This is a genomic window from Streptomyces eurocidicus (assembly GCF_002891295.1).
Lineage (GTDB): Bacteria > Actinomycetota > Actinomycetes > Streptomycetales > Streptomycetaceae > Streptomyces > Streptomyces eurocidicus.
Map to the genome: position 1 here is coordinate 295437 of NZ_LGUI01000012.1, position 17815 is coordinate 313251.

15 protein-coding genes are annotated in these 17815 nt (G+C 73.1%); 2 read left to right on the forward strand and 13 right to left on the reverse strand.

The window, feature by feature from the left end:
* Nucleotides 1-266: 266 nt before the first annotated feature.
* The 10 genes from AF335_RS30675 to AF335_RS30720 form a co-directional block, all read right to left on the reverse strand.
* Nucleotides 267-857: an AMIN-like domain-containing (lipo)protein gene (locus AF335_RS30675; RefSeq protein WP_102921680.1), complete on the reverse strand. Its 591-nt coding sequence runs from the start codon at nt 855-857 to the stop codon at nt 267-269.
* A gap of 211 nt (nt 858-1068) precedes the next feature.
* Nucleotides 1069-2577 (reverse strand): Asp-tRNA(Asn)/Glu-tRNA(Gln) amidotransferase subunit GatB, encoded by a 1509-nt coding sequence (gene gatB / locus AF335_RS30680; RefSeq protein WP_102921681.1) that lies wholly within the window; start codon nt 2575-2577, stop codon nt 1069-1071.
* 14 nt (nt 2578-2591) lie between these two features.
* Nucleotides 2592-2831: a hypothetical protein gene (locus AF335_RS30685; protein ID WP_087926136.1), complete on the reverse strand. Its 240-nt coding sequence runs from the start codon at nt 2829-2831 to the stop codon at nt 2592-2594.
* Entirely contained in the window at nt 2828-4327 is a 1500-nt protein-coding gene (gene gatA / locus AF335_RS30690; RefSeq protein WP_102921682.1) for an Asp-tRNA(Asn)/Glu-tRNA(Gln) amidotransferase subunit GatA, read from the reverse strand. Before gatA ends, AF335_RS30685 begins: the two co-directional genes overlap by 4 nt.
* A 2-nt stretch (nt 4328-4329) precedes the next feature.
* Nucleotides 4330-4626 carry an Asp-tRNA(Asn)/Glu-tRNA(Gln) amidotransferase subunit GatC gene (gatC, locus tag AF335_RS30695; protein WP_087926138.1) on the reverse strand — a complete coding sequence of 99 codons (297 nt, stop codon included), beginning with the start codon at nt 4624-4626 and terminating at the stop codon, nt 4330-4332.
* A gap of 366 nt (nt 4627-4992) precedes the next feature.
* Nucleotides 4993-7116 carry a putative bifunctional diguanylate cyclase/phosphodiesterase gene (locus AF335_RS30700; RefSeq protein WP_102921683.1) on the reverse strand — a complete coding sequence of 708 codons (2124 nt, stop codon included), beginning with the start codon at nt 7114-7116 and terminating at the stop codon, nt 4993-4995.
* A 492-nt stretch (nt 7117-7608) separates the two neighbouring features.
* Nucleotides 7609-9855, reverse strand: coding sequence for an NAD-dependent DNA ligase LigA (gene ligA, locus AF335_RS30705; RefSeq protein ID WP_102921713.1), 2247 nt, complete (start codon nt 9853-9855; stop codon nt 7609-7611).
* 20 nt (nt 9856-9875) lie between these two features.
* The gene (locus AF335_RS30710; protein ID WP_184742843.1) at nt 9876-10898 is read right to left on the reverse strand and encodes a methionine synthase; all 1023 of its coding nucleotides are present in this window, start codon (nt 10896-10898) and stop codon (nt 9876-9878) included.
* A 35-nt stretch (nt 10899-10933) separates the two neighbouring features.
* The gene (locus AF335_RS30715; protein WP_102921684.1) at nt 10934-11623 is read right to left on the reverse strand and encodes an SDR family oxidoreductase; all 690 of its coding nucleotides are present in this window, start codon (nt 11621-11623) and stop codon (nt 10934-10936) included.
* A gap of 14 nt (nt 11624-11637) precedes the next feature.
* A complete protein-coding gene (locus tag AF335_RS30720) occupies nt 11638-12177 on the reverse strand; it encodes an LOG family protein (RefSeq protein ID WP_102921685.1) in 540 nt (179 codons plus the stop codon).
* A 201-nt stretch (nt 12178-12378) separates the two neighbouring features.
* Between AF335_RS30720 and AF335_RS30725 the strand changes: the two genes are divergently transcribed.
* A complete protein-coding gene (locus AF335_RS30725; protein WP_102921686.1) occupies nt 12379-13014 on the forward strand; it encodes a hypothetical protein in 636 nt (211 codons plus the stop codon).
* A gap of 103 nt (nt 13015-13117) precedes the next feature.
* On the opposite strand, the gene mnmA is transcribed toward AF335_RS30725, so the two are convergent.
* The 3 genes from mnmA to AF335_RS30740 form a co-directional block, all read right to left on the reverse strand.
* Nucleotides 13118-14284: a tRNA 2-thiouridine(34) synthase MnmA gene (gene mnmA / locus AF335_RS30730; protein WP_102921687.1), complete on the reverse strand. Its 1167-nt coding sequence runs from the start codon at nt 14282-14284 to the stop codon at nt 13118-13120.
* Nucleotides 14285-14446: 162 nt separating this feature from the next.
* On the reverse strand, nt 14447-15616 hold the full coding sequence (locus AF335_RS30735) for a cysteine desulfurase family protein (protein ID WP_102921688.1): 1170 nt from the start codon (nt 15614-15616) through the stop codon (nt 14447-14449).
* Nucleotides 15617-15766: 150 nt separating this feature from the next.
* Nucleotides 15767-16753, reverse strand: coding sequence for a helix-turn-helix transcriptional regulator (locus tag AF335_RS30740; RefSeq protein ID WP_102921689.1), 987 nt, complete (start codon nt 16751-16753; stop codon nt 15767-15769).
* 184 nt (nt 16754-16937) lie between these two features.
* On the opposite strand from AF335_RS30740, the gene AF335_RS30745 reads away from it, so the two are divergent.
* Entirely contained in the window at nt 16938-17528 is a 591-nt protein-coding gene (locus tag AF335_RS30745; RefSeq protein WP_102921690.1) for a TIGR03086 family metal-binding protein, read from the forward strand.
* Nucleotides 17529-17815 lie beyond the last annotated feature (287 nt).

Consider the following 17815-nt stretch of genomic DNA (forward strand, 5'->3'; position numbering starts at 1 on the left):
TCCCCAGCCCCGCCCCTTCCCGTAACCGGGGGCAAGCCCCCGGGCCCCCGTTCCGCGCTGACGCGCGGTGGCCTCAAACGCCGGCCGGGCTGGGTTTTCGCCCTGCCCGAGCTCGGCTTTCCGACCGGTCCGGGGCAACGACTCAGCCCGTCCGGCGTTTGAGGACCGGGGTCCGGGGCGGAGCCCCGTTCGGGAAGGGGCGGGGTGGGGAAAAGCCCCGCGCAGCGGCGACCCGCACCCGCACACCCGCCCCACCCCGCCCCACCTCAGCGGAACATATTCCAGCCGTGCGCCACATCCACCACGATCCGGTCCCCCCACTGGAACACCCGGAACGGCAACCGCCCCCGCACCCCCAGCCCGATCTGCGTGTCCCCCTCGAAGCTGCTCGCGTAGCGCGCGTCGCGGAACGTGCGGTAGCCGGAGACGTCCACGCCCCTGAGCGGCTGGCCGACGCGGCCGGGGTAGGTCTGCTTGCCCGAGAGCGGGTCGTAGCTCGGCGCGGCCACCCGGATCTCCAGGATCGCGCCGCCGTCGACCGGGACCGGCTCGCCCGAGCCGTCCTGCAGCAGCTTGTCGACATAGCTCACGCGGTAGCCGACCGGGCGGCCGTCCGCGGTCGGGACGTCGAAGACCAGCCGGTCGTAGCACTCGTGCCGCCCGGCTCTGATGTCCGTCAGCGGCTTGTACGACGTGTCCTTGCTGGTCTTGGTGAGGCTTCCCCAGCCCGCGTCGCAACGCGCCGTCGCCGCCGGGTCCCGCTCGGTGCCGTCGGCCGCGGTGGCCGGAATGGTCGTGGCCGCGATCCCCGCGCCCGCCAGCACGAGCGCCGTCAGTGCTCCGCTCCACCGTCGCATCACTACCCCCAGGAATCGATTGCGGACACGTTGTGGGCCCGCATCTCGCGATCATGCCGGACCGTTTCGACGCGCGGAGGACACGCCATCCAATTCCGGCCAACTATGGCTGATCGCGGCCGATTTCGGTTATAGGACAGTGTGAACGCCGATGGCCGCCCCCTCCGGTGGAAGGGGCGGCCATCGGCGGACCGGGCGGTCGGTGGGCCGGTCAGCCCTCGACGCCCAGCTTCTCCAAGATCAGCTCGCGCACCCGCGCCGCGTCGGCCTGGCCACGGGTGGCCTTCATGACCGCGCCGACGAGCGCGCCCGCCGCCGCGACCTTGCCGGAGCGGATCTTGTCGGCGATGCCGGCGTTGGCCGCGATGGCCTCGTCCACGGCGGTGCCCAGCGCGCCCTCGTCGGAGACGACCGCGAGACCGCGCCCGGCGACGACCGCGTCCGGGTCGCCCTCGCCCGCGAGCACGCCCTCGATGACCTGACGGGCCAGCTTGTCGTTGAGCGAGCCCTCGGCGACCAGGGCGCACACCCGCGCGACCTGCTCCGGGGTGATCTCCAGCGCCGCGAGGTCCGTACCGGCCTCGTTGGCCCGGCGGGCCAGCTCGCCCATCCACCACTTACGGGCGGAGGCCGCGTCGGCACCCGCGTCGATCGTGGCGGCGATCAGGTCGACGGCACCGGCGTTGAGGATCGACTGCATGTCGTGCTCGGAGACGCCCCACTCCTCGCGGAGCCGGTTGCGGCGCACGCGCGGCAGCTCGGGCAGCTCCTTGCGGAGCTCCTCCACCCACTCCCGGGCGGGAGCGACCGGCACCAGGTCCGGCTCGGGGAAGTAGCGGTAGTCCTCGGCGTTGTCCTTGATACGACCCGCCGTGGTCGACCCGTCCTCCTCGTGGAAGTGCCGGGTCTCCTGCACGATCGTGCCGCCGGAGGACAGCACCGCCGCGTGCCGCTGGATCTCGAAGCGCGCCGCACGCTCGACGGAGCGCAGGGAGTTGACGTTCTTCGTCTCCGAGCGGGTGCCGAACTCCTTCGTCCCGTTCGGGCGGAGCGAGAGGTTCACGTCGCAGCGCATCTGGCCCTGCTCCATGCGGGCCTCGGAGACGCCGAGGGCCTTGATGAGCTCGCGCAGCTCGGCGACGTACGCCTTGGCGACCTCGGGGGCCCGCTCGCCCGCGCCCTCGATCGGCTTGGTGACGATCTCGATAAGCGGGATGCCGGCGCGGTTGTAGTCCAGCAGGGAGTGCGAGGCGCCGTGGATACGGCCGGTCGCACCGCCCACGTGGGTGGACTTGCCGGTGTCCTCCTCCATGTGGGCGCGCTCGATCTCCACGCGGAAGACCTCGCCGTCCTCCAGCTGGACGTCCAGGTAGCCGTTGAAGGCGATGGGCTCGTCGTACTGGGAGGTCTGGAAGTTCTTCGGCATGTCCGGATAGAAGTAGTTCTTCCGGGCGAAGCGGCACCACTCGGCGATCTCGCAGTGCAGCGCGAGGCCGATCTTCACGGCCGACTCGACGCCGACGGCGTTGACGACCGGGAGCGAGCCGGGCAGGCCGAGGCAGGTGGGGCAGGTCTGCGAGTTGGGCTCGGCGCCCAGCTCGGTGGAGCACCCGCAGAACATCTTGGTCTTGGTGCCGAGCTCGACATGGACCTCCAGGCCCATGACGGGGTCGTAGGAAGCCAACGCGTCCTCGTACGACACCAGTTCAGTGACGGTCACGGAAAAACAACCCTTCAGTCCGCGAGGACGTCGTCGCTGCTCATCCGGCGCAGCTCACGCACGAGCAGAGCGACACCGGTGGCGATGGCGGCGGCGGAGACGACGGCGTCCACGAGCTGGAGCGTGTCGCTCTCGCCGCGGGCCTTCTTCGCCTGCTTGATGACACTCACCGCACCGAACAGGGTGGTGCCGATGGACAGGTAGGTACCGGGCTTGGACTTCTTGAAGCCCTTGGCCTTCTCCAGCTTGCTCACAGTACGGGTGCCTCCTCCAGCAGAGCGTGTCCCCAGCGGGCGTTGAACGCGGCCTCGACCGCTGCGCCCACCCGGTACAGCCGGTCGTCGGCCATGGCGGGCGCGATGATCTGCAGACCGACCGGCATGCCGTCCTCGGGCGCCAGGCCGCAGGGCAGCGACATGGCGGCGTTGCCGGCCAGGTTGGTCGGGATGGTGCACAGGTCGGCGAGGTACATCGCCATCGGGTCGTCCGCGCGCTCGCCGATCGGGAAGGCGGTGGTGGGCGTGGTCGGCGAGATCAGCACGTCGACACCGCCCTCGCCGAACGCCTTCTCGAAGTCCCGCGTGATGAGGGTGCGGACCTTCTGCGCGGAGCCGTAGTACGCGTCGTAGTAGCCGGAGCTCAGGGCGTACGTACCGAGGATCACCCGGCGCTTGACCTCGTCGCCGAAGCCGGCCTCGCGGGTGAGCGCGGTGACGTCCTCGGCGGACTTCGTGCCGTCGTCGCCGACCCGCAGGCCGTAGCGCATGGCGTCGAAGCGGGCCAGGTTGGACGAGCACTCGGACGGCGCGATCAGGTAGTACGCGGCCAGGGCGAGGTCGAAGGAGGGGCAGTCCACCTCGATGACCTCGGCACCGAGCTCCTTCAGCAGCTCGACGGACTCGTCGAAGCGCTGGAGGACGCCGGCCTGGTAGCCCTCGCCGCGGAACTGCTTGACGACGCCGACGCGCATGCCCTTGACGTCGCCGTTCCGGGCCGCCTCGACGACCGGCGGGACCGGGGCGTCGATGGAGGTGGAGTCCAGCGGGTCGTGGCCGGCGATGACCTCGTGCAGCAGGGCCGCGTCCAGGACCGTACGGGCGCAGGGGCCGCCCTGGTCGAGGGAGGAGGAGAAGGCCACCATGCCGTAGCGGGACACCGCGCCGTAGGTCGGCTTGACGCCGACGGTGCCGGTGACGGCGGCGGGCTGGCGGATGGAACCGCCGGTGTCCGTGCCGATGGCGAGGGGAGCCTCGTACGACGCCAGGGCGGCGGAGGAGCCACCGCCGGAACCGCCGGGGATCTTGGTCAGGTCCCAGGGGTTGCCGGTGGGGCCGTAGGCGCTGTTCTCGGTCGAGGACCCCATGGCGAACTCGTCCATGTTGGTCTTGCCGAGGATGACGACGTCGGCTTCCTTGAGCCGGCGGGTCAGCGTCGCGTCGTACGGCGGGATCCAGCCTTCGAGGATCTTGGAACCGACGGTGGTCGGGATCCCCTTGGTGGTGAAGATGTCCTTGAGCGCGAGCGGGACGCCGGCCAGCGGGCCGAGCTTCTCGCCGCGGGCACGCTTCTCGTCGACGGCGCGGGCCTGCGCGAGAGCACCCTCGCGGTCGACGTGCAGGAAGGCGTTGACCTTCTCGTCGACGGCCTCGATGCGGGCCAGGTGGGCCTCGGTCACCTGGACGGCGGTGACCTCGCCCGAGGCGATCTTCGCGGCGATCTCGGCCGCGGTCAGCTTGATCAGGTCAGTCATGGTCAGTCCTCCCCCAGGATCTGCGGCACCTTGAAACGCTGCTGCTCCTGGGCCGGGGCGCCGGAGAGCGCCTCCTGCGGGGTCAGCGACGGACGGATCTCGTCCGGGCGCATGACGTTGGTCAGCGGCAGCGGGTGGGACGTCGGCGGTACGTCCTGGTCGGCGACCTCGGAGACGCGGGCGACCGCGCCGATGATGTCGTCGAGCTGTCCGGCGAAGTGGTCGAGCTCTTCGTCCTTGAGCTCCAGACGTGCCAGCCGGGCGAGGTGGGCGACCTCCTCGCGCGTGATGCCAGGCATGCGGCGATCCTCAGGGTTCGTGACGGTTTCTGGGCGGGTTGTGCGCCCAATCCTATGGCGCGGCGGTGGGTGCCCGCGAAACGCTTTCCCTGCGGGGGGCTCGGCCGCGTGCGGGGCTCCGCCCCGGACCCCGGTCCTCAATCGCCGGACAGGCTGAATTGTTGCCCGGAACCGGGCGAGATTCAGCCTCGGGCAGGGGGCGAAATCCAGCCCGGCCGGCGATTGAGGCCACCGCGCGGAGCGCGGAAAGGGGGCCCGGGGGCGAAGCCCCCGGGCACGGGAAGGGGCGGGGTGGGGAAGACCCGCCGTCACCCCGCGCCATGGCGTCCGGGCGGCTCGCGGTACTCGCGGTCACCCCAGCCGGGGTCACGTCACCGGCTGGTCCGCTTCCTCCTCCGACGGCTGGAGCGCCGGATGGTCCGCCGGCTGCGCGGCCGGGACGCGGTCGGCCTCGCGGTGCCAGCCGCTCTCCCCGCGGAGGCGGAGCCACGCCGTCGTCTCGTCCGGCGGCATCGCGGCGGCGACCAGCCAGCCCTGGACGGCGTCGCAGCCCAGGTCGCGGAGGCGCTCCCAGGTCTCGTCGTCCTCGACGCCCTCCGCGACGACCAGGAGGCCCAGCGAGTGGGCGAGGTCGAGGGTGCAGCGGACGATCTCCGCGTCCTCGTTGTCGATGGCGAGGCGGGCCACGAAGGAACGGTCGATCTTCAGCTCGCTCACCGGGAGGCGGCGCAGGTGGACCAGCGAGGAGTAGCCCGTGCCGAAGTCGTCCAGGGACATCTTCACGCCGTGCCCGGTCAGCCCGGCGAGCGTGTCCGCGGCGCGCTGCGGGTCCTCCAGGAGGACGTGCTCGGTTATCTCCAGCTGAAGGGCCCCCGGAGGGACCCCGTGGCGGGCGAGCCGCGCCGCGACCGAACCCGCGAACCCGGGGGTGTGAACGTCGCGGGGCGAGACGTTGACGGCCACCGGCACCTCCAGGCCCATCGCCCGCCACTTCGCGACCTGGCCGAGCGCCGTCTCCAGGACGTACTCGGTCAGCCGTGGCATCAGCCCGGAGGACTCGGCTATCGCGATGAACTCGTCCGGCGAGACCCGGCCCCGCTCCGGGTGCACCCAGCGGACGAGCGCCTCCAAGCCCTCCACATGGCCGTCGAAGCCGACCTTCGGCTGGTAGTGCAGTTCCACTTCGCCCGCGTCGAGCGCGCGCCGCAGGTCGCCCAACAGGCCGAGCCGGTCGGGGGTGTTGCCGTCGCGGCGGGCCTCGTAGACCTCGACGCCGCTGCGGTCGCGCTTCGCCTGGTACATCGCCACGTCGGCGCGGCGCAGCAGGCCCTCCGCGTCGAGCGCGTGGTCGGGGTAGACGGCCACGCCGGCGCTGGCCTCCAGGACGAGGGTGAGCCCGTCCAGGTCGAGGGGGGAGCCGAGGGCGGCGACGAGCGAACGCGCCACGCGCTGGGCGCTGGTGAGGGAGTCGGCGACGGGGAGCAGCACCGCGAACTCGTCGCCGCCGAGCCGGGCCGCCTCCGCGTCGCGCGGCAGGGCGAGGCGGAGGCGTTCGGCTATCTGGAGGAGCAGCCGGTCCCCGGCGAGGTGGCCGAGGGTGTCGTTGACGGACCGGAAGCGGTCGAGGTCTATCAGGACGAGCGCGGACCTGGACCCGGCGCGCTCCGCCTCGTCGAGCGCGGTCCAGGTGCGCTCCAGCAGCCACTGGCGGTTGGGCAGCCCGGTGAGCGGGTCGCGGAGCTGCTCCTCGGCGCGGGCGCGGGCGATCCACAGGGTGGAGTCGAGGGCGATCAGCGGGACGGCGAAGAGCGGCAGCAGCAGCGGGGCGTGGTCGGCGACGACGGCGATCAGCGGGGCGATGCCGAGCAGGGCACCGCCGACCAGGGCCTGCCGGACGAGCGCGGTGCGGGCGATGCTGGTGAGGCCGGTGCGCGGGGCCATGGAGTACCAGAGCAGGGCCCGGGTGACCGCCAGGTACATAAACGCGGCCAGGGCGATCTTGGGGACGGCGGTGAGCGGCCAGGTGTCGGGCAGCCAGGGGTGCTCGACGGAGGCGACGACCCCGCAGGCGGCGAGGGACAGCCCGGCGGCCCCGATGCCGAGGATGTCGACGGCGCCGTGGAGTAACGCCTGCCGCCATCGGTGGCGGCGCGCGGTGGCGACGAGCAGCACGACGGCGATGCTGATCAGAACGGCGGGCAGCCAGCCGTAGAGCAGCAGGACGGCGAGGGTGAGCGCGGCTCCCGAGCCCGTGCCGCCCCACCAGCGGTCCCGCCCGAGGGCGACGAGGTGGGCGACGATCAGGGCGGTGAGGGTGGCGAGGGCCCAGCCGACGGTGTGCCGGGGGAACACGGCGTTGCCCGCGCCGAGGACGCGGCAGACACCGGCCGCCAGGGCGACCGCGGCCACGGTGACACAGACGGCCGGCAGCGCGGGCGGAGGGACCCGGCGCAGCCGAGAGACCGGTTCGGCGCTGTCGGTGGGTTTCATGCCCGTCCCTCTCACAGCCGGCGGTGCCCGCGCCACGGCAGGCGCACATCTCAACAGTAGGCCGCAGAAGGCTACGACGGGCAGCGATCGGCAGCGGTTGCCCGATTGGGATACGGCCTCTTGTAGCCATCTGGTAAGCGCTGTAGGGGTAATGCCCACTGACTATGCGGGCATTACTCCGGCGGGGTGGCGACCTGGGTTCGACTGCCGGCGAACGCGCGGATCACGGCCGGGTCCGGGCCGGATCGAGGCCGTGCGGCGGCGGCACCGGGGCCCGGGCCGGTGCCCGGTTGGGGCGGGGGCCGGGAGGGGTGCCGGGAGGGGACGAGGGGGTGCCCGGCGGGGAGCTCGCCGGAGGGGCTCGCCGCGCCCTGCCGCACCCGTCTGCGCCCTCCCCCGTCCACCCGCGCTCCCGGCCGGAGGGCCCGGCCCTCCCCCGCCCGCTCACGTCCCCGGGGCCCGGCCGTCTCCCCCGCGGCCCCGCGGCTCAGCTCACGGCTGGGCCACGGCCGCCTCACGCGCCGCCTCGGGCCCCTCCGCGAGCAGCACGGCGAAGCCGTCCTCCTCCAGCACCGGGACCTTCAGCGCCATCGCCTTGTCGAACTTGGAGCCGGGGTTGTCGCCGACGACCACGAAGTCCGTCTTCTTCGACACCGAGCCGGTCACCTTGGCGCCCCTGCTCTGCAGCGCCTCCTTGGCGCCGTCGCGGGTGTGCGAGGCGAGCGTGCCGGTGACGACGACGGTGAGGCCCTCCAGCGGCCGGGGGCCCTCGTCCTCGCCGGCGGCCTCGTCCTCGAAGCGGACGCCGGCGGTGCGCCACTTCTCGATGATCTCGCGGTGCCACTCCTCGGCGAACCACTGCTTCACGGAGGCGGCGATGATGCCGCCGACGCCCTCGACGGCCGTCAGCTCCTCCTCGCTCGCCTCGGCGATGCGGTCCAGGGAGCGGAACTCGCGGGCCAGCGCCTCGGCCGCGACGGGGCCCATGTGGCGGATCGAGAGGCCGGTCAGGAAGCGGGCCAGCGGGCGCTCCTTGGCCGCCTGGATGTTCTCCAGCATGGCCAGGGCGTTCTTCTTCGGCTCGCCCTTCTGGTTGGCGAAGAAGGTGACGACCTTCGCCTCACCCGTCTTGGGGTCGCGCTTGGGCAGGCCGGAGTCCATGTCGAGGACGTAGGACTTGATGGGCAGCAGCTCCTCGATCGTCAGATCGAAGAGGTCGCCCTCGTTCTTCAGCGGCGGGGTGGACGGCTCCAGCGGCTGGGTGAGGGCCGTGGCGGCCACGTAGCCGAAGTTCTCGATGTCGAGGCACTTGCGGCCGGCCAGGTAGTACAGCCGCTCGCGGATCTGGGCGGGGCAGCCGCGGGCGTTGGGGCAGCGGAGGTCGATGTCGCCCTCCTTCATCGGCTGGAGGGCGCTGCCGCACTCGGGGCACTCGGCGGGCATCACGAACTCCCGCTCGCTGCCGTCGCGCAGCTCGGCCACCGGGCCCAGGATCTCCGGGATGACGTCGCCCGCCTTGCGCAGCACGACGGTGTCCCCGATGAAGACGCCCTTGGCCTTGACGACCTCCTGGTTGTGCAGGGTGGCGAACTCGACCTCGGAGCCCGCGACCGTGACCGGCTCGACCACCGCGTACGGCGTGACGCGGCCGGTGCGGCCGACGCCCACACGGATGTCGACCAGCTTGGTGTTGACCTCCTCCGGGGCGTACTTCCAGGCGATGGCCCAGCGGGGCGCGCGGGAGGTGGAGCCGAGCCGCCCCTGGAGGGGGATCTCGTCGAGCTTGACGACGACGCCGTCGATCTCGTGCTCCATGGAGTGCCGGACCTCGGGGTCGCCGTAGTGGGCGATGAACTCCCGCACGCCCGCCAGGGAGTCCACGACGCGGTTGTGCGCGGCGGTCGGCAGGCCCCACTCGCGGAGCAGGTCGTACGCCTGCGACTGGCGCTCGATGGCGAAGCCCTCGCGGGCGCCGACACCGTGCACCACCATGTGCAGGGGGCGGGTGGCGGTGACCCGGGGATCCTTCTGGCGGAGCGAACCGGCCGCCGCGTTCCGCGGATTGGCGAAGGGGGGCTTGCCGGCCTCCACCAGGGTGGCGTTGAGCTCCTCGAACTTCTCCATCGGGAAATAGACCTCGCCGCGGATCTCGACGAGCTCCGGGATCCGGTCGCCCTGGAGCCGGTCCGGGATCTCGGTGATCGTCCGGACGTTGGGCGTGATGTCCTCGCCGGTGCGGCCGTCGCCCCGGGTGGCGGCGCGGGTGAGCCGGCCGTGCTCATAGGTGAGGTTGACGGCGAGGCCGTCGACCTTCAGCTCGCACAGGAAGTGGTACGAGGAGCCCTCGCCGACGTCCTTGGCGACGCGCTCGGCCCAGGCGGCGAGCTCCTCGTCGTCGAAGGCGTTGTCGAGGGAGAGCATGCGCTCGCGGTGCTCGACCGCCGTGAACTCCGTCTCGTAGGCCCCCGCGACCTTCTGGGTGGGCGAGTCCGGGGTGCGCAGCTGGGGGTGCTCGTCCTCCAGCGCCTCCAGGGAGCGCAGCAGCCGGTCGAACTCGGCGTCGCTGACGACCGGGGAGTCCTTGACGTAGTACCGGAAGCGGTGCTCCTCGATCTGCTCGGCGAGCCGCGCGTGCTGCTCCCGCACCTCCGCGGGTGCTCCGGCAAGCGCGGCCTCCGCCGCGAGCTTCTCGTCGCCGTGCTGTCCGCCAGCCACCGTCTCGTCCTCCCGTTGTTCCATGGGCGGGCCCTGGAGCGCCGTCACTCAGGGTTGTCCGCGAGGGATCTCGCCGCCCGGGCGCAGTGGGCGAGGGCCGTACGGGCATATGCGGGCGAAGCGCCCGCGAGCCCGCACGCGGGAGTGATCACCACGGACTCCGCGAGGGTCCCCGGCGACAGCCCCAGCCTGCGCCACAGCGTCCTGACACCCATGACGCTACCGGCAGGGTCTGACAATGGGCCGTCCACACCCGGCACCACACCGACGAGCAGCTTGGTGCCCGCCTCCACGGCCTCGCCCACCGCCTCTTCCTCACGCTCGGTGAACAGCGAGAAGTCGAAGGAGACGCCCTCGACACCGGCCCGGCGCAGCAGCGCGAAGGGCACTTGGGGGGCGCACGAGTGGACGACGGGGGACGCGCCGGTGGCCTCGCGCGCCACGGCCGCCAGGTCGCGCAGGGCGCCCTCGACGACGGCCCGGTCGACGGCCCGGTAGGTGCGGTAGCCGCTGGCGGTGCGCACCCGGCCGGACAGCACGGCGGTCAGCGAGGGCTCGTCCAGCTGGAGCACCACCCGGGCGCCGGGCACCCGGCGCCGCACGTCGGCGAGGTGCGCCCGCAGCCCCTCGGCGAGGGAGGCGGTCAGGTCCCGGCAGGCCCCGGGGTCGCCCAGGGCCGCCTCGCCGCCGCGCAGCTCCAGGGCGGCGGCCAGGGTCCAGGGGCCGACGGCCGAGACCTTGAGCGCGCCCTCGTACCCCTGGGTGAACTCCTCCAGGGCGTCGAGGTCCTCCCCCAGCCAGGAGCGGGCCCGCTTGGTGTCGCGGCCCGGGCGGTCGCCGATCCGCCAGCCGCTGGGCTCGACGCGGGCGAAGACGTCCACCAGCATCCCGGCGGTCCGTCCGATCATGTCCGCGCCGGGCCCGCGGGCGGGCAGCTCCGGGAGGTACGGCAGGGCCTCCAGCGACCCCGTGACGGTCTTCACGGCCTCGCGGGCGTCACCGCCGGGCATCGAACCGATCCCGGTGGCGACACCCGCGCCCCAGCTCACGTTGCTCTTCTCGCTCACCCAGGAAGAGTACGAGACGGCGGCCGGGCGCCGGCTCAGCGACCGGGGCGGACCGTCAGGTCGTTGATCTCCGCGTCACGCGGCAGGTCGAGCGAGAGCAGGATGGTCGTCGCGACCGACTCCGGGTCGATCCACTTCGACGCGTCGTACTCCTTGCCCTCCTGCTGGTGCACCTTCGCCTGCATCGGCGTGGCCGTGCGGCCCGGGTAGACGCTGGTGACGCGGACGCCGTTGCCGTGCTCCTCGGCGCGCAGCGAGTCCGCGACGGCCTTCAGACCGTGCTTGCTGGCCGCGTACACGCCCCAGTTGGCGTGGGCGTGCATGCCGGCTCCGGAGTTGACGAACACGACGTGTCCATGGGCGACCCGCAGCTGCGGCAGGAAGAGGCGCGTCAGCTCGGCGGGGGCGATGAGGTTGGCGGCGAGCGTGCGGTTCCAGGCGCGGGTGGTCAGCTCGCCGATGTGGCCGAGGTCGCAGACGCCCGCGATGTGCAGCAGCGAGTCGACGTGGTCGGGCAGGGTCTGCTGGCTGAGCGCCCAGGCGATCCGGTCGGGGTTGCCGAGGTCCGCGACGAGCGTACGGGCGCCGGGGAACCGCCCGGCGAGCTGCTTGGCCCGCCCGGCGTCGCGCGCGAGGAGGTACAGGTCGTCGCCGCGCGCGAGCAGGCGGTCCGCGACGGCCTCGCCGATGCCCGAGCCGGCGCCAGTGATCAGGTGTGTTGCCATGCCTCCACCTTGCCCTACCGCACCCCGGCCGACTCCTCCAGGTAGGCCAGCGCGCCCACGCCGTCCTCGGCGAAGAACACCAGGTCGGTGAGGGGAAGCGGCAGGAAGCCCTCGGCCTCCATGCGCTGGAACTGCTGCTTGAGCCCGTCGTAGAACCCCGCGGTGTTCAGCAGGACCACGGGCTTGCCGTGCATGCCGTGCTTCTTCAGCTCCAGGATCTCCGTCGCCTCGTCCAGCGTGCCCATGCCGCCGACCATGACGACGACGGCGTCGCCGCGCGCGAGCAACTGCGCCTTGCGCTCGGCGAGATCCCTGGTGATCACCATCTCGTCGGCGCCCTTCCGGGCCTTCGCCGCGAGGAACTCGACCGACACCCCGACCAGCCGGCCGCCGCTCTCCTGGACGCCGTCGGCCATCACCTTCATCAGCCCGGACTCGGAACCGCCCCAGACCATGGTGTGGCCGCCCCGGCCGATGAGCGAGGCGAACTCGCGGGCGGGGCCGGTGTAACGGGCGTCGAGGTCGGCGGCGGAACAGAAGACGGTGATGTTCATACGGGTCACGGTACGCCGTCGCTCGCACCATCCCCATCTGGCCGGATTTGGGGGTTCCGCTGTCAGGGTCAGGACCCTGTTCGGTTGCGGGTTCGTCACAGACGGCGCCCTGGTTCGGCGGCTTGTAAAGCCGTTGTTAGCCTGACGTGCGCTCGTCAAGCGAGTATGAATTCAAGCCACTTCTCGGGGGAGTTCTTCAGCGTGAAGCTTCGTCATGTCCGCGCCGCGGCGGTATTCGGGATCGTCGTCGTCGCCCTCACCGGCGCCCGGGGCCACCACGGCGGCAGCTGCGGCGGTTCCAGCCACAGCAGCGGCTCCTCCACCTCCGGCGGCACGACGTCCTCCGGCGGTACGACGTCCACCGGCGGTACGTCCGGCGGCGACAGCACCGGCGGCACGTTCGGCGGCTCGACCACGAGCGGCGGCACGACGACCTCGGGCACGACCAGCGGCACCACCTCCGGCACCACCGGCGACTCCACGACCTCCGGCGGCTCCTCCACACTGGGCTCGTCCGGCGGCAGCGGCAGCCGTGACAGCGCCATGCGGGACATCAAGATCGTCGACTGCGCGTACACCGACCGCCTCGGCATCACGGCCAAGCTGAGCGCCACCAACAGCAGCTCGACGCTGACCTACGACTACCGCCTCACGGTGAAGTTCACCGGCCCCGACGGCGCGCTCCTGTCCACCCGCAACCCGTCGATCATGTGGGTCGGGCCGGGCAAGACCGGCAACCTCGACGTGTCGACCCCGTACGTCCCCAAGGCGGGCGGCCCCACCAGCGGCGGCAAGTGCGAGGTCACCAACGTCACGCGGACGATCAACGGGCGCTGACGGCCACACCGCGCGCGCCACGCGCCCCGAGGCCCCGTAGAGACAACCGCACCCGCCGGGCGGCCTGCCCGGCGGGTGCGGTGCGTCCCGGGCGGGCCCGGCCTCAGGCGTCCTGCGTCGCGCGCGCGGCGCGCACCGTCGTGGCGATCGTCGCCGAGCCGACCACGCGGGTGCCGTCGTAGAGCACGATCGCCTGGCCGGGGGCCACGCCGCGGACCGGCTCGGCGAAGGACACCCGGAGCTCCGGGCCGTCCACCGGCTCCGCCGTCACCTCCGTCTCGCCGCCGTGCGCGCGCAGCTGCGCGGTGTACGTGCCGGGGCCGGCCGGGGCCACCCCGCACCAGCGGGGCTTGATCGCGGTCAGGGCGATGACGTCCAGGGCCTCCACCGGGCCGACCGTCACGGTGTTGTTCACCGGGGAGATGTCCAGGACGTAGCGCGGCTTGCCGTCCGGGGCCGGGTGCCCGATGCGCAGGCCCTTGCGCTGGCCGATGGTGAAGCCGTACGCGCCCTCGTGCGTGCCCACCTTGGCGCCGGATTCGTCGACGATGTCGCCCTCGGCGGTGCCGAGGTGCTTCGCCAGGAAGCCCTGGGTGTCACCGTCGGCGATGAAGCAGATGTCGTGGCTGTCCGGCTTCTTGGCGACGGCCAGGCCGCGCCGCTCCGCCTCCGCCCGGATCTCCTCCTTGGTGGTGAGCGTGTCACCCAGGGGGAACATCGCGTGGGCGAGCTGCTTCTCGTCCAGCACGCCCAGGACGTAGCTCTGGTCCTTGGCCATGTCACTGGCCCGGTGCAGCTCACGGCTGCCGTCGTCCTTCAGGACGACCGTCGCGTAGTGCCCCGTGCAGACCGCGTCGAAGCCCAGCGCGAGCGCCTTGTCCAGCAGCGCCGCGAACTTGATCTTCTCGTTGCAGCGGAGGCACGGGTTGGGGGTGCGGCCCGCCTCGTACTCCGCGATGAAGTCGTCGACGACATCCTCGCGGAAGCGCTCGGCGAGGTCCCAGACGTAGAAGGGGATGCCGATGACGTCGGCGGCGCGGCGGGCGTCGCGGGAGTCCTCGATGGTGCAGCAGCCGCGGGCGCCCGTGCGGAAGGACTGCGGGTTCGCGGAGAGCGCGAGGTGCACGCCCGTCACGTCGTGCCCGGCTTCGGCGGCGCGGGCCGCGGCGACGGCGGAGTCGACTCCGCCGGACATGGCGGCGAGCACGCGCAGTCCCTTGCGGGGGGCCGTGGGGTCGGGGGCACCGGGGAAGCCGAGGGAATCAGTCATAGCGGTACCAGGGTACGGGGTGGCTGGGGCGGGGGGTGGGGCCGCTGCGCGGGCCTTGTCCCCTACCCGCCCCTTCCCGGAACCGGGGGCACGCCCCCGGGCCCCCTTTTCCGCGCTCCGCGCGGTGTCCTCAAACGCCGGACGGGCTGGATTTCGCCCTGGTCAGCTCAGGCCCGCCGAGCGGGCCCGTTCGACCACCGGGCCGATCGCGTCCGCCACCGCCCGTACGTCCGCCCGCGAGGACGTGTGGCCGAAGGAGAACCGGAGGGTGCCCCGGGCCAGGTCCGGGTCCGTGCCCGTGGCGAGGACCACGTGGCTGGGCTGGGCCACGCCCGCCGTGCAGGCGGAGCCCGTGGAGCACTCGATGCCCCGCGCGTCCAGCAGGAGCAGCAGGGAGTCGCCCTCGCAGCCGGGGAAGGAGAAGTGGGCGTTGGCGGGCAGCCGGCCCGCCGGGTCGGGGTCGCCGCCGAGGACGGCGTCCGGGACGGCCGCGAGGACCGCCTCGACGAGCTCGTCGCGCAGGGCGCCGACCTCCCGGGCGTGCGCCTCGCGGCGCTCGGCGGCGAGGGTGCCCGCCACGGCGAACGCGGCGACGGCCGGCACGTCGAGCGTCCCGGAGCGCACGTGCCGCTCCTGGCCGCCGCCGTGCTGCACGGGCACGGGCGTGTACTGGCGGCCGAGCAGCAGGGCGCCGATGCCGTACGGGCCGCCGACCTTGTGGCCGCTGACGGTCATGGCGGCGAGGCCCGAGGCCGCGAAGTCGAGTTCGAGCTGGCCGAACGCCTGCACCGCGTCGGCGTGCACGGGTATGCCGAATTCCGCCGCGACCCCGGCGAGTTCATGGACCGGCATGATCGTGCCGATCTCGTTGTTCGCCCACATCACCGTGACGAGGGCGACGTCGTCGGGGTTGCGGGCGATGGCCTCGCGCAGGGCGTCGGCGTGCACCCGGCCGTAGGCGTCGACCGGGAGGTACTCGACGGTCGCCCCCTCGTGCTCGCCGAGCCAGTGCACCGCGTCGAGGACGGCGTGGTGCTCCACGGGGGAGGCGAGGACGCGCGTACGGGCCGGGTCGGCGTCCCGGCGGGCCCAGAACAGGCCCTTGACGGCGAGGTTGTCGGCTTCGGTGCCGCCCGAGGTGAACACGACCTCGCTGGGCCGGGCGCCGAGCGCCGCCGCGAGCGATTCGCGCGACTCCTCGACGGTACGGCGGGCACGCCGGCCGGCGGCGTGCAGCGACGAGGCGTTTCCGGTGAGGGCGAGCTGGGCGGTCATCGCCTGCACCGCCTCCGGGAGCATCGGGGTGGTGGCGGCGTGGTCGAGGTAGGCCATGGTGCGCACGATTCTACGAGCTGGGGGGCGGGGGTGGGGCGGGTGTTCCCGGTCGGGTGGGGAAGGGGTGTGCGGCGGCCGCTGCGCGGGGCTTTCCCCTGCCCGCCCCTTCCCGTATCCGGGGGCAAGCCCCCGGGCCCCCTTTCCGCGCTACCGCGCGGTGTCCTCAAACGCCGGACGGGTTGATTTCAGCCCGTACAGCTCCACCGTCGCCGCCGCCACCCCCGCCAGATCCGCCCGTACCTCCCCCGGCGCCAGCACTTCCACATCCGCCCCGAAAGCCAGCAGCGGGCGCGCCGAGCGGACCTCCGGGATGAGGAGTTCGACCGTGGCCGGGTCGCCGTCCGAGGGCGGGCCCGCGAGCTGGTGGCCGAGGATGCGGAGGAACATGTCGAGCCGGGCTCGCCGCACCGTCGCCGTCACCCGGAGCTCCGCCGGGCGTCGCTCGACCTGGAGCCGCAGCTCCTCCCACGCGTCCGCCAGCTCCACGCCCGCCCGGAGGCGCACGGGGTCCTCGGTGACCTTCACCTCGGCCACCCGGTCGGCGCGGAAGAGCTGTGGGCGGCCGCGCCGGTCGGCGACCAGGTACCAGACGCCGGCCTTGGCCACGAGCCCGTACGGATCGACGGTGTAGGTCTTCGGCGCGCTCGTGCCGCCGTGGCGGTAGCGCAGCCGCAGCCGGCGGTCGGCGAAGACGGCGGCGTTCAGCTCGTCCAGCCGCACCTCGGAGGCCGGGCCGGTCAGCCAGCGGACGGGGTCGACGAGGATGCGCCGGCTGGTGGCCTCGGCGGCCGGGCGGTGCGGGGCCGGCAGCGCGGCCATCACCTTGCGCAGCGCGGAGCCGAGGGCCCCGTCGAGGCCCAGGTCAGCGTGCGCGCTCCGGGAGGCGAGGACGAACAGGGCCCGCGCCTCGTCGGCCGTCAGGCCGGTGACGTCCGTACGGAAGCCGGGGAGCAGCGCGACGCCGCCGTGCCGGCCCCGTTCGGCGTAGACGGGGACGCCGGCCGTGGAGAGGGACTCGATGTCGCGGTAGATGGTGCGGACGGAGACGTCGAGGCGCTCGGCGAGCTCGGCGGCGGTGACCCGGCCCCGGGTCTGGAGCAGCAGCAGTATCGACAGCAGACGATCGGATTTCACCCGCCAAGGATGACCCGGGAAAAACCTGACGGCCGTTGTCAGGTTATGGCGCGATGCTCCGCACACACCGGAAGGGCGGGAGGGGGAGCCGCCCTTCCGGGGCCCGGCCCGCTCCTCCTGCCGGTCCGTCCCGCGTCTGCCGGGCCGGCCGTCCTTCGTACCGTCACTCATCTGGAGGTCCGTCATGAGCGTCACGACCGATGTCACCACCGATCCCCGCCCGCTCCTCGACCGCGCCGTCGCGCAGCTGGCCGCGCTCGTCGCGGCCGTGCCCGCGGACCGGCTCGGCGCCCCGACCCCCTGTAGCGAGTTCGACGTGCGGGCGCTGCTCGGCCACCTCGTGGCCGGTGCGCACGACGGCGCGGAGCTCGGCGAGAAGGGCACGGTCGAGTGGAGCCGGCCGCCGGAGGGTGTGGCGGACGACGGCTGGTCCGCCGCCTACGAGGAGGCCCGTACGCGGCTGATCGCGGCGTGGGCGGACGACGCGACGCTCACGCGGCCGGTGAAGGTGGAGTGGGGCGAGTTCCCGGGCGCGGTCTATCTGACCTCGGGGATGGTGCTGGAGTCCGTCACCCACGCCTGGGACCTGTCCCGGGCGCTGGGCGACCCGCTCCCGCTCGACCAGGAGCTCGCGGAGCTCGCGCTGGGGTGGGCGGAGCGGTTCCTGCCGGCGGAGCGGCGGGGGGCGGGGGTGCCGTTCGGGCCGGTGCGGTCTGTGCCGGCGGGGGCGGACGCGTATGGGCGGCTGGCGGGGTGGCTGGGGCGGGAGGTCTGAGCGGGGGCTGTGCCGGGGGCGGGAGTGCGGGCGCGGGGTGCGGGGTGCCCTGCCGGGGCTTTCCCCTACCCGCCCCTTCCCGACCCGGGGCTCCGCCCGGACCCCGGTCCTCAAACGCCGGACGGGCTGAATTTGCCCGGTTCCGGGCAACAATCAAGCCCGTCCGGCGATTGAGGACACCCCGCGCGGAGCGCGGAAAAGGGGCCCGGGGGCTTGCCCCCGGTTACGGGAAGGGGCGGGCTGGGGCAGAAAACATCAGCCCGGCAGCACGCCCCGTACGGAATCCA

Coding starts and splice junctions, on each gene's coding strand:
- AF335_RS30675 (WP_102921680.1), bottom strand. CDS start 857: ATGCGACGGTGGAGCGGAGCACTGACGGCGCTCGTGCTGGCGGGCGCG.
- gatA (WP_102921682.1), bottom strand. CDS start 4,327: ATGACTGACCTGATCAAGCTGACCGCGGCCGAGATCGCCGCGAAGATC.
- gatC (WP_087926138.1), bottom strand. CDS start 4,626: ATGCCTGGCATCACGCGCGAGGAGGTCGCCCACCTCGCCCGGCTGGCA.
- AF335_RS30700 (WP_102921683.1), bottom strand. CDS start 7,116: ATGAAACCCACCGACAGCGCCGAACCGGTCTCTCGGCTGCGCCGGGTC.
- ligA (WP_102921713.1), bottom strand. CDS start 9,855: ATGGAACAACGGGAGGACGAGACGGTGGCTGGCGGACAGCACGGCGAC.
- AF335_RS30715 (WP_102921684.1), bottom strand. CDS start 11,623: ATGGCAACACACCTGATCACTGGCGCCGGCTCGGGCATCGGCGAGGCC.
- AF335_RS30720 (WP_102921685.1), bottom strand. CDS start 12,177: ATGAACATCACCGTCTTCTGTTCCGCCGCCGACCTCGACGCCCGTTAC.
- mnmA (WP_102921687.1), bottom strand. CDS start 14,284: ATGACTGATTCCCTCGGCTTCCCCGGTGCCCCCGACCCCACGGCCCCC.
- AF335_RS30735 (WP_102921688.1), bottom strand. CDS start 15,616: ATGGCCTACCTCGACCACGCCGCCACCACCCCGATGCTCCCGGAGGCG.
- AF335_RS30745 (WP_102921690.1), top strand. CDS start 16,938: ATGAGCGTCACGACCGATGTCACCACCGATCCCCGCCCGCTCCTCGAC.